Source organism: Albidovulum sp. (assembly GCF_008933605.1).
GTDB lineage: Bacteria > Pseudomonadota > Alphaproteobacteria > Rhodobacterales > Rhodobacteraceae > Albidovulum.
This window is the reverse complement of sequence record NZ_WBUS01000107.1, coordinates 1-10,820: the sequence shown is the minus strand read 5'-3', so window position 1 is coordinate 10,820 and position 10,820 is coordinate 1. Positions and strand designations below refer to the sequence as shown.

The 10,820-nt window shown below is 68.6% G+C and carries 9 protein-coding genes; 7 read left to right on the top strand and 2 right to left on the bottom strand.

The window, feature by feature from the left end:
- Together F9K34_RS13405 and phnA are read left to right on the top strand one after the other, a co-directional pair.
- The coding region (locus tag F9K34_RS13405) for a 2-aminoethylphosphonate--pyruvate transaminase (protein WP_291337475.1) at positions 1-1,170 on the top strand (1,170 nt) is incomplete at its 5' end.
- A gap of 33 nt (positions 1,171-1,203) precedes the next feature.
- Complete coding sequence (gene phnA / locus F9K34_RS13400) at positions 1,204-2,454, top strand: phosphonoacetate hydrolase (protein WP_291337474.1); 1,251 nt, start codon at positions 1,204-1,206, stop codon at positions 2,452-2,454.
- Between the two features lie 20 nt (positions 2,455-2,474).
- On the opposite strand, the gene F9K34_RS13395 is transcribed toward phnA, so the two are convergent.
- Positions 2,475-2,951, bottom strand: a complete 477-nt coding sequence (locus F9K34_RS13395; RefSeq protein WP_291337473.1) for a GNAT family N-acetyltransferase — start codon at positions 2,949-2,951, stop codon at positions 2,475-2,477.
- A 59-nt stretch (positions 2,952-3,010) separates the two neighbouring features.
- Between F9K34_RS13395 and phnY the strand changes: the two genes are divergently transcribed.
- Both phnY and pbfA read left to right on the top strand, forming a co-directional pair.
- Positions 3,011-4,465: a phosphonoacetaldehyde dehydrogenase gene (phnY, locus tag F9K34_RS13390; protein WP_291337472.1), complete on the top strand. Its 1,455-nt coding sequence runs from the start codon at positions 3,011-3,013 to the stop codon at positions 4,463-4,465.
- Between the two features lie 46 nt (positions 4,466-4,511).
- Entirely contained in the window at positions 4,512-5,876 is a 1,365-nt protein-coding gene (pbfA, locus tag F9K34_RS13385) for a (R)-1-hydroxy-2-aminoethylphosphonate ammonia-lyase (RefSeq protein WP_291337471.1), read from the top strand.
- On the opposite strand, the gene F9K34_RS13380 is transcribed toward pbfA, so the two are convergent.
- The gene (locus F9K34_RS13380; protein WP_291337470.1) at positions 5,873-6,628 is read right to left on the bottom strand and encodes a DeoR/GlpR family DNA-binding transcription regulator; all 756 of its coding nucleotides are present in this window, start codon (positions 6,626-6,628) and stop codon (positions 5,873-5,875) included. The genes pbfA and F9K34_RS13380 overlap by 4 nt on opposite strands.
- A gap of 218 nt (positions 6,629-6,846) precedes the next feature.
- Between F9K34_RS13380 and F9K34_RS13375 the strand changes: the two genes are divergently transcribed.
- The 3 genes from F9K34_RS13375 to F9K34_RS13365 form a co-directional block, all read left to right on the top strand.
- Entirely contained in the window at positions 6,847-7,812 is a 966-nt protein-coding gene (locus F9K34_RS13375; protein WP_291337469.1) for an ABC transporter substrate-binding protein, read from the top strand.
- A 77-nt stretch (positions 7,813-7,889) separates the two neighbouring features.
- Positions 7,890-8,912 carry a quaternary amine ABC transporter ATP-binding protein gene (locus F9K34_RS13370; protein ID WP_291337468.1) on the top strand — a complete coding sequence of 341 codons (1,023 nt, stop codon included), beginning with the start codon at positions 7,890-7,892 and terminating at the stop codon, positions 8,910-8,912.
- Position 8,913: 1 nt separating this feature from the next.
- Positions 8,914-10,820 (top strand): ABC transporter permease (locus F9K34_RS13365; protein WP_291337467.1); only part of this gene is annotated, 1,907 nt, incomplete at its 3' end.

The window sequence follows — 10,820 nt, the reverse complement described above, 5'->3', positions numbered from 1 at the left end:
CCCTTTCCCGCCCCGAGGCTCGGAGAGCCCTATCTCCTGACGCCGGGACCGCTGACCACGGCCTTCGAGGTGAAGGAGGCGATGCTGCGCGACTGGGGCTCGTGGGATGCCGACTTCCGCGCCATGACGAAATCGCTCCGCGACCAGATCCTGGCGCTTGCGGGGGACCGGAAGGGCGAATTCACCTGCGTGCCGATGCAGGGTTCCGGCTCCTTCTGCGTGGAGGCGATGCTCGGGACCTTCGTGCCGAAGGACGGCAAGGTTCTGGTTCTGGCGAACGGCGCCTACGGGCTCCGCGCCGCCGAGACGATGCGCTATCTCGGCCGCGCGCACACGCTCATCGACAAGGGCGACTACATGCCGCCGCGCGGAGACGAGGTCGCCGCCGCGCTCGACGCCGACCCGGCGATCAGCCATGTCATCGCAATTCATTGCGAGACCTCGTCCGGCATCCTCAACCCCGTTGCCGAGATTTCCGAGGCGGTCTATGCGAAGGGCCGCAAGCTTCTCGTCGATTCCATGTCGGCCTTCGGCGCGCTTTCGCTCGACGTCAACGAGATCCGCTACGAGGCGATGGTGTCCTCGGCCAACAAGTGCATCGAGGGGGTGCCGGGCTTCGGCTTCGTCGTCGCGCGCCGCTCCGAACTGGAGAGGGCCAAGGGCAACAGCCACTCGCTCGCGCTCGACCTCCATGCGCAATGGGCCTACATGGAGAAGACCGGCCAGTGGCGTTACACGCCGCCGACCCATGTCGTCGCCGCCTTCCTCGAGGCGCTGCGCCTGCACGCGGCGGAGGGTGGGGTCGCCGGGCGCGGGGCGCGCTATGCCCGCAACCGCGACGTGATGGTGGCGGGGATGCGCGGCCTCGGATTCGAGACGCTCCTGAAGGACCGCTGGCTTTCGCCGATCATCGTCACCTTCTTCTGCCCGGCCGATCCGAAGTTCGTCTTCAGCGACTTCTACGACCGGATGAAGGCCAAGGGCTTCATCATCTATCCCGGCAAGCTTACGGTGGTGGACAGCTTCCGCATCGGCTGCATCGGCCGGATGGACGTACACGTGATGCGCAAGGTCGTCGCTGCGGCCGGCGAGGCGCTTGCCGAGATGGGCGTGACCTCGGCCGCGCCACCCGCGGCGGCGCTGGCCGAGCGCGCCAGGCTCGCCGCCTGAGGCCGACCAGGAATTCTGAGGGAAGGATATCGAATGAACGCAATTCACCACGCGCCCGTCGTCGCGAACGACCGCGCCTATCCCTGGCCGAAGGTGCCCGCCGTTGCGATCTGCCTCGACGGCTGCGAGCCCGCCTATCTCGATGTCGCCATCGCTGAGGGGCTGATGCCGACCCTCAAGCGGATGCGTGCGGCCGGGACCGACCGGCTGGCGCATTCGGTCATCCCCTCCTTCACCAATCCCAACAATCTCTCCATCGCCACCGGCCGCCCGCCGAGTGTCCATGGAATCTGCGGAAACTACCTCTACGAGCCCGAGACGGGGCAGGAGGTGATGATGAACGACGTGCGGTTCCTGCGCGCGCCGACAGTCTTCGCCAGGTTCTACGAGGCCGGCGCGCGGGTCGCGGTCGTCACCGCGAAGGACAAGCTCAGGGCGCTTCTCGGCGCCGGGCTCAGGTTCGACGAGGCACGGGCGATCTGCTTTTCCTCCGAGCGGTCCGACAGGGCCACGATGGCCGAGAACGGGATCGAGGACGCGAGCAGATGGCTCGGGCGGCCCGTGCCCGAAGTCTATTCGGCGGACCTCAGCGAGTTTGTCTTCGCCGCGGGCGTGAAGCTCCTGCGCGAGTGGAAGCCGGACGTGATGTACCTCTCGACGACCGACTACATCCAGCACAAGTTCGCCCCCGAGGAGAAGGGCGCGAAGGATTTCTATTCGATGTTCGACCGCTACCTGGCCGAGCTTGACGCGCTGGGCGCGGCCATCGTGGTGACGGCCGATCACGGCATGAAGCCCAAGCACAAGGCCGACGGCACGCCGGCGGTGATCTACGTGCAGGACCTGATGGACGAGTGGCTGGGCAAGGGCGCCGCCCGGGTCATCCTGCCGATCACCGACCCCTACGTCGTCCACCACGGCGCGCTCGGTTCCTTCGCCACCGCCTACCTGCCCGCGGGCGCGGACCGGGCCGCGATCATGGCGCGTCTCGCGGCGCTGCCGGAACTCACCCTCGTCGTGGACCGCGAGGAGGCGGTGCGTCGGTTCGAGCTGCCCGCCGACCGGATCGGCGACATCGTGATGATCTCGGGCGAGACGATGACAATCGGCACCTCCGAGCACCGCCACGACCTCGCCGCGCTGAAGGAGCCGCTGCGCTCTCACGGCGGATTGACCGAGCAGGAGGTGCCCTTCATCGTCAACCGCAAGCTGGACCTTCCGGACGCGCCCCAGCTCAGGAACTTCGACGCCTTCCTCTACGCCTGCACGGCGGCGGCGCAGTAGGCGGGCGGATGCATCCGGCGCTAGAGCGGGCGGAACATGACGAGGGCGTCGGCGTCCTCGCCCACGCTGTTGCGGAAGGCACCAGGGACGCGGCCGACCTCCTCGAAGCCGTAGCGGCGCCAGAGCGCGACCGCGCGGTGGTTGCTGGTGACCACGAAGTTGAACACCATGCCCTCGTAGCCAAGGTCGCGGGCGCGCGCGAGCGCGTCCTCGAGCATCGCCCGCGCCACGCCGCGCCCCTCGCTGCCGGGCGCGGTGACGAAGCCGCAATTGCAGTAATGCGCCCCGCCGCCGGCCCGGTTGCGCTGGATGTAATAGGTGCCGGCCGCGCGGTCCGCGTCCTGTGCGACAAAGCATCGCCCGGCCAGCCAGTAGCTGAGCGCATCCTCGCGGGTGATGTCGCGGTCGATGGCATAGGTGTCGCCGGCCCGGAACACCGGTTCCAGCATCGCCCAGATGGCGTTGCCGTCCGCAGCGCTCGCCTCACGAATGATCATGCTGCAACCTTGGCCTTGAATGCAGCCCCTTATGCCGCCCCGCAGGAAGGAAAGCTACCATGAACAGGATCGACCAGGGCATCCGCCACGAAGCCATGCGGATCGGCGGCGAGAAGGTCTATACCGACCGCGTGATCGAGGTCCGCTATCCCTACACGGGCGAACTGGTCGGCACCGTGCCCGCGGGCACGGCCGAACACGCCCGCCGCGCCTTCGAGATCGCGGCCGGCTACCGCGCGCGGCTCAGCCGCTACGAGCGCAGCCAGATCCTGAAGCGCGCCGGCGAGATCATCGGCGAGCGGCGGGACTATCTGGCGAAATGGCTGGTGCTGGAGCTTGGCATCTGCTGGCAGCACGCCGTCTACGAGACGAAACGCGCGCAGGACGTCTATACCTTCGCCGCCGCCCAGGCACTGCAGGACGACGGCCAGATCTTCTCCTGCGACCTCACGCACAACGGCAAGGACCGCAAGATCTACACCAAGCGCGAGCCGGTCCGGGCGATTTCCGCGATCACGCCCTTCAACCATCCCCTGAACATGGTCAGCCACAAGGTCGCGCCGTCCATTGCCACGAACAACTGCATGGTCGTGAAACCGACCGAACTGACGCCGCTCACGGCGCTGACCCTCGCCGATATCCTCTATGAGGCCGGATTGCCGCCTGAAATGCTTCAGGTGGTGACCGGCTGGCCGGGGGATATCGGCGAGGAGATGATCACCAATCCCAACGTCGACATCGTCACCTTCACCGGCGGGGTGCCAGTGGGCAAACTGATCGCGGCCAAGGCCGTCTACAAGCGGCAGGCGCTGGAGCTTGGCGGGAACGACCCGCTGATCGTGCTGAACGACCTCGACGACGCCGATCTGGAGAAGGCCGCGGCGATTGCCGTGGCCGGCGCCACCGGCAATTCCGGTCAGCGCTGCACGGCGGTCAAGCGCATCCTCGTCCAGGAAAGCGTGGCCGACCGGTTCGTACCGAAGGTGCTGGCCAAGGCGAAGGCGCTCAGGTTCGGCGACCCGATGGACCCCGCGACCGAGCTTGGCTGCGTCATCAGCGCGACGGCGGCGGAGCTCTTCGAGAAACGTGTCTACATGGCCGCCGCCGAGGGCGCGAAGGTGCTTTACGATCCCGGCCGCACGGGCGCGCTGCTGCCCCCCATCGTTGTGGACCACGTACCGCATGACAGCGAACTCGTCATGGAGGAGACCTTCGGCCCCATCGTTCCCATCGTCCGCGTGCCCGACGACGACGCCGAGGTGATGCGGATTTCCAACTCGACCCCCTTCGGTCTCTCCTCGGGTGTCTGCACCAACGATTTCCGCCGCATGCAGGCCTTCATCGAGGGGCTCGACGTCGGCACGGTGAACATCTGGGAACAGCCCGGCTACCGGATCGAGACCTCGCCCTTCGGCGGCATCAAGGACAGCGGCAACGGGGTGAAGGAAGGCGTGACGGAGGCGATGAGGTTCTTCACCAATGTGAAGACCTATTCGCTTCCCTGGCCGCGGTGAGCGCGTCGCGGCTTCGGGAGCCTCCGGCGGAGGTATATGGGGCAAGATGAAAGGGCGACGCGTGATCACCCATACCGAGGGCGAGTCCAACAGGTCGGAGGCGCGGGCGGCATGGGCGGCGCGGCACCCCGACCCGGCCACGCGCGACCTGCTCCTGCGCGACGCGGAGGCGTTCCTGCACCAGTCTTTGTCGTCGCCCTGCGTCTCCACCATCGCCCGGGCCGAGGGCATCTGGATCGAGGATACGGCAGGGCGGCGCTACATGGATTTCCATGGCAACTCCATCCATCACCTCGGCTATGCCCATCCCCGCGTGGTGGCGGCGATCAAGGCGCAGCTGGACGAGCTGAGCTTCGCGCCCCGGCGCTTCACCAACGGGGTTTCGGTGCAGCTGGCCGAAACGCTGGGTGCCATCGCGCCGGGCGACCTTTCCAAGGTGCTGTTCACCACCGGGGGATCGGACGCGAACGAGGTGGCGCTGCGGCTCGCCCGCGCGGCGACGGGGCGGTTCAAGACGCTGAGTTTCTGGGACGCCTTCCACGGCGCGGGGTTCGGCGCCGCCTCCGTCGGCGGCGAGGCGACGTTCCGCTCGCATGTCGCCGGGCCGCTGCTGCCCGGCGCGGAGCATGTCGCGCCCTTCAACTGCTCCCGCTGCGCCTACGGTCATCCGGGGCCCGAGACCTGCGGGCTCGCCTGCGCGAAGATGGTGGATTTCGTGCTGGAACGCGAGGGCGACGTGGCCGCGGTCATCGCCGAGCCGATGCGGGCGGTGCCGGTGGTGCCGCCGCCGGGCTACTGGCGGGCGGTGCGCGCGGCCTGCGACCGGCACGGGGCACTCCTGATCTTCGACGAGATCCCGACCGGCCTCGGCAAGACGGGCCGCATGTTCGCCTTCGAGCATGATGGCGTGGTCCCCGACATCGTGACCCTCGGCAAGGCGCTCGGCGGCGGCATCCTGCCCATCGCCGCCGTGGTGGCGCGCCGCGATCTCGACGTGGCGGGCGACTACGCGATCGGGCACTACACCCACGAGAAGAACCCGGTGACCGCGCGGGCGGCGCTGGAGACCCTGGCGGTGATCCGCGAGGAGGGTCTGACGGAGAGGGCGGCGACACTCGGGAGCCACGCGCTCGCCACGCTGGCCGAGGCGCTCGCGGGCGTCGGGATCGTCGGCGACATCCGCGGACGGGGCCTCCTGTTCGGGATCGAGATCGTGACGGACCGGGACAGCCGTGCACCGGCTAAGGACCTGGCCGAACGGATCTACTATCGCTGCCTCGCCGCCGGCCTCAGCTTCAAGATCAGCGCGGGCGCCGTGCTGACGCTGTCGCCGCCCCTCGTGATCGCGCGCGAGGATCTCGACCGGGCGCTCGTCATCGTGACGGACGCGATCCGGGACGAGGCCGGCTAGGGCGCGAGCGTCAGCGTCGCACCGGCCGCCGCGAGGCTTTCGGCAATGGATCTGTCGGGTGCGCGGTCGGTGACGACCTCGCCCACATCGTCCCAGCCGGCCACGGCGATGAGGCCCCGGCGCCCGAACTTCGTGTGATCCGTCACCACGACGCGGCGCTCGCCGCGCGAGAGCACGAGCCGGGCAAACTCGGCCTCTTCCAGCGCGTAGTCCATCACGCCGCCCTCGTCGACCGCCCCGGCGGAGATGATGGCATGGTGGACCGCGAACTGCGCGATGAAGTCGAGCGCCGACTTTCCGAAGGCGGCGCCCGAGTCGGACCTGAGCTCGCCCCCTGCCATGTAGACCCGGTTGCCGTTTACCGTGGCAAGCGTGCGGGCGATGTCGGAGGAATTGGTGACGACGGTCAGGCGCCGGTGGCTCATGAGCTCGCGGGCGACGAAGCTCGTCGTCGTGCCGGTGTCGAGCATCACCGATTCCCCGTCGCGGATCGTCGCCGCGACCGCGCGGGCGATCGCGCGCTTCGGTCCGGCGTTCTCGCGCATCCGCTTTTCGAACGGCGCCTCGCCGATGCGGCCGGCAAGGCCGACGGCGCCATGAATGCGCAGGACCCGTCCCGCCTCGGTGAGCGGCTTCACGTCGCGGCGGACGGTTTCGAGGGAAACCCCGAGGCGCCCCGCGAGTGCGGAGATGGTTGCCGAGCCTTCGGCTTCGAGGATCTCGAGGATGTCGGCGTGACGTTTGGACAGCATCGGACGCTCCGCAGGCTGACGCGATCCTAGGCGGGAACGCCTTGTCCTGCAAGAAACGGGCGCGATACGGGCAAAATAATCACAAATAACCACATCACCCGGTTGACGGAATCGGCTTCCTCGGCTCAGGCTGCGGAAGGAACGGGTCCGGGCGCGCCAGACGCGGACGGGTCAGCGTTCGACAGACCGGCCCGGCCGGCACGAACAGGGGGTTCACAATGCCAACGAAGACGGGAAATCTGATCCGCGGGCTCATGGTGTCGGCGCTCGCGCTGGCGGCCGCGGGAGGCGCGGCGGGGGCGCAGGAATCGTCCGACCCGATCAAGCTGACGCTGCACGACTGGACCGGGCAGCTCATCACCACAAACCTCATGGGCGAGGTGCTGAAGCAGGCGGGATACAACGTCGAGTATGTCCAGGCCGACTATCTCGCGCAGTTCGCCGGACTCGAGACCGGCGACCTCGATGTCGCGATGGAGATGTGGGAGACGACGGGGCGCGAGGCGATGGACGCCGCCACCGCCACCGGCAAGGTGGAAAATTTCGGCCCCACCGGCATGAAGGCCAAGGAAGAGTGGTGGTATCCCGCCTATATGAAGGAGAAATGCCCGGGCCTGCCGAACTGGGAGGCGCTGAAGGACCCGGCCTGCGCCGAGGCGTTCTCGACCGCCGAGACGGCGCCGAAGGGGCGCTATCTGGGCGGGCCGGTGACCTGGGGCGGGTTCGACGACGAACGGGTGGAGGCGCTCGACCTGCCGTTCGAGGTGATCCATGCCGGCACCGACGCCGCGCTCTTCGCCGAGCTTGAAAGCGCCTATCAGCGCCAGGCGCCGATCATGCTCTGGATCTACGCCCCGCACTGGGCGCCGGCGAAGTATGAGGGCGAATGGGTTGAATTCCCCGAATACACGCCCGAGTGCTACAATGATCCGGCCTGGGGGTCCAATCCCGATATGGCCTATGACTGCGGCAAGCCCTTCGGCGAGATCTGGAAGGTCGGCTGGGCCGGCGTGAAGGACAAGTGGCCGGGCGCCTACGAGGCGATCAAGGCCTTCACCATCGACAATGACGAGATGGGCCAGATGATCACCGAGGTGGACCTCAACGGCAAGACCGTCGAGGAGGTCACCGCGGCCTGGATGGGCGCGAACGAGGCTCGCTGGAAGGGCTGGATCGGCCAGTAGGGCCGTCCTCCGCCGCCCCCGCGACAGCAGCCGCCCGGGACACCGGGCGGCCCGGTTCTCCTGACGACTTGACCCCGATGACCGAAGCCCTTCCCGCGAAGCTCGTCTGCCGCAACGTCTGGAAGCTTTTCGGCGCCCGCGCGGCCGAGACGCTCGCGGCGCTCGGCGCGGAGGCCGATCCGGCGCGTCTGCAGGCGGCGGGGCTGGTGCCCGCTGTCCGCGACGTGAGCCTCTCGGTCGCCGAAGGGCAGATCTTCGTGATCATGGGGCTCTCGGGCTCGGGCAAGTCGACGCTCGTGCGGCTGATGTCGCGGCTTGTGGAGCCCACGGCGGGCGAGATCCTCTTCAACGGACGGAACCTGCTCGCCGCTTCCGGCAAGGAGATGGTGGAGATCCGGCGCCACAAGATGGGCATGGTGTTCCAGCACTTCGCGCTTCTGCCGCACCTGAGCGTGCTCGATAACGTGGCCTTCCCGCTGGAGGTTCAGGGCCTGGCGCGGGCGGAGCGGGAGGCGCGGGCGCGGAAGATGATCGCGCTTGTGGGGCTTGCCGGCCGCGAGGGTGCGATGCCGCGCCAGCTTTCGGGCGGCCAGCAGCAGCGGGTGGGCATCGCCCGCTCGCTCGCGGTGGAGCCGGAGCTGTGGTTCCTCGACGAGCCGTTCTCGGCCCTCGATCCGCTGATCCGGCGCGAGATGCAGGACGAGTTCATCCGCCTGCAATCGGTGCTGAGGAAGACCATCGTCTTCATCACCCATGACTTCGACGAGGCGATCCGGCTGGCCGACCGCATCGCCATCATGAAGGACGGGGCAGTGGTGCAGGAGGGCACGCCCGAGGAGATCGTGCTGGCCCCGGCGACGGACTACGTCCGCGAGTTCACCCGTTCGGTGCCGAAGGCCAAGGTGGTGCGGGTGACGCGGGTGATGCGGCCCGCCGCCTCCGGGGCACCCGGCGCCAGCGTGGCCGCCCGCGCGACCGTGGCCGATGCCGCGCCCCTGTTCCTCGACGGCGTGGAGAGCGTGGCCGTGACCGACGCGGGGGGCGTCGTGGTCGGCCAACTTCTCCGCGACGATGTCGTGCGGCTCATGCTCGGGGGCTGAGATGGGGCGCGACAGGTCCTACTTCGGACGGGGTATCGCGGTCTGGACGGCGGCGGTCGCGGTCTTCGCGCTCCTCTGGCTTGCCGGCGCCGGCGTCCTGCCCTGGGCCTTCGAGGTGCCGAAGGGCTGGACGGTGCCGGTCGCGCGCTGGATCACCGGCTTCACCAGGTGGCTCCTCAACGAGGCGACCTTCGGTCTCTTCACCTTCGCCGAGTTCACCCGCTTCATCGCCGCGGTGATCGACATGCCCTACCGGTTCGCGCTTTCGGTCCTCTCGACAGGGTTCCTGAGCGGGCAGGGGTCGGCGGCCGTGCAGATCCTTCCGCCCTTGCCCTGGCTCGGCACCGCGCTTCTCTTCGCGCTCTTCGGTCTCTGGGCCGGGGGGCGGGGGCTCGCCGCGCTCGTCCTGGGCTGCTTCGCGTTCCTCCTCGTCTTCGGCCAGTGGCAAAGCGCGATGGTCACGCTCGCCTCGATCCTCGTCGCGGCACCGCTCGGTGTCGTCGGCGGGCTTCTTCTCGGTATCCTCGCCTGGCGGCACCCGTGGTTTTCCCGCGCGATCCGGCCGGTGCTCGACCTGATGCAGACAATCCCGGTCTTCGCCTATCTCGTGCCGATCCTCTTCCTCTTCGGCTTCGGCCCGACGGCGGCTGTGGTGGCGACGCTGATCTACGCCATGCCGCCGATGACGCGGGTGACGGAGCTTGCGCTCGCGCGTGTGCCGGGCGAGGTGCAGGACCTCGGCCGCATGGTCGGCTGCACGCCGCGCCAGATGCTCTGGCGCGTCATGGTGCCCTCGGCGCAGGGCGGGCTCATGGTCGGCGTGAACCAGGTCATCATGCTCAGCCTCAACATGGTCATCATCGCCTCGATGATCGGCGCGGGCGGGCTCGGCTTCGACGTCCTGACGGCGCTGCGCAAGCTCGATTTCGGCGCGGGGCTCGAGGCGGGTCTTGCCATCGTCGCGCTCGCCGTCGTGCTCGACCGGCTGAGCCAGGCGGCGGCGCGGCGGCGTGGCGAGGCCCTGCAGGGAGGCCGGATCGCGCGTCATCCCTATCTCGCGGCCGGTCTTGCCACCATTGGCCTCGCCGTCCTGGCCGGGCTTGCCCTGCCGGCGGTGCGGAGCTGGCCCGACGCCTGGGAGATCTCGACCGGCACCTTCTGGAGCCGCGTCGTCGAATGGATCAACGTGAACTATTTCGACGCGATCGAGGCGGCGAAGAACGCGGTCCTGCTGAACATCCTCGTGCCCTTCAAGCGCTTTCTCCTCGGCCTGCCCTGGCTCGGTGTCGCGGGCCTTCTGGCGCTCGCGGGCTGGCGGCTCGGCGGCTGGCGGCTCGCGGCGCTGGTGGCCGCGCTCGCGACGCTCATCGCCCTGACGGGCCAGTGGGAAAAGGCGATGATCACCGTCTATCTCTGCGGCATCTCGGTCGCCTTCGCCATGCTGATCGGCGTGCCGGTCGGCATCCTCGCGGCGGAGCGCGAGCGGCTCTGGACGGTGGTGCGCGTGGTGATCGACACGCTGCAGACGCTGCCGTCCTTCGTCTACCTGATGCCCGCCGTGATGCTCTTCCGCGTCGGCGACTTCACGGCGATGATCGCGGTCGTGGCCTATGCCGTCGTGCCGGCGATCCGCTACACGGTGCTCGGGCTTCAGGGCGTCGATCCGCGGCTGGTCGAGGCGGGGCGCGCGATGGGCGCGACCGAGGCGCAGATCCTCACCCGGATCAAGCTGAAGCTGGCGCTGCCGGAGATTCTCCTCGGTCTCAACCAGACGATCATGTTCGCGCTTTCCATGCTTGTCATCACCGCGCTCGTCGGCACCCGGGACCTCGGCCAGGAGGTCTATATCGCGCTGACCAAGGCCGATCCGGGGCGGGGCCTCGTCGCGGGCCTCGCCGTGGCCTTCAT

Coding starts and splice junctions, on each gene's coding strand:
- phnA (WP_291337474.1), top strand. CDS start 1,204: ATGAACGCAATTCACCACGCGCCCGTCGTCGCGAACGACCGCGCCTAT.
- F9K34_RS13395 (WP_291337473.1), bottom strand. CDS start 2,951: ATGATCATTCGTGAGGCGAGCGCTGCGGACGGCAACGCCATCTGGGCG.
- phnY (WP_291337472.1), top strand. CDS start 3,011: ATGAACAGGATCGACCAGGGCATCCGCCACGAAGCCATGCGGATCGGC.
- pbfA (WP_291337471.1), top strand. CDS start 4,512: ATGAAAGGGCGACGCGTGATCACCCATACCGAGGGCGAGTCCAACAGG.
- F9K34_RS13380 (WP_291337470.1), bottom strand. CDS start 6,628: ATGCTGTCCAAACGTCACGCCGACATCCTCGAGATCCTCGAAGCCGAA.
- F9K34_RS13375 (WP_291337469.1), top strand. CDS start 6,847: ATGCCAACGAAGACGGGAAATCTGATCCGCGGGCTCATGGTGTCGGCG.
- F9K34_RS13370 (WP_291337468.1), top strand. CDS start 7,890: ATGACCGAAGCCCTTCCCGCGAAGCTCGTCTGCCGCAACGTCTGGAAG.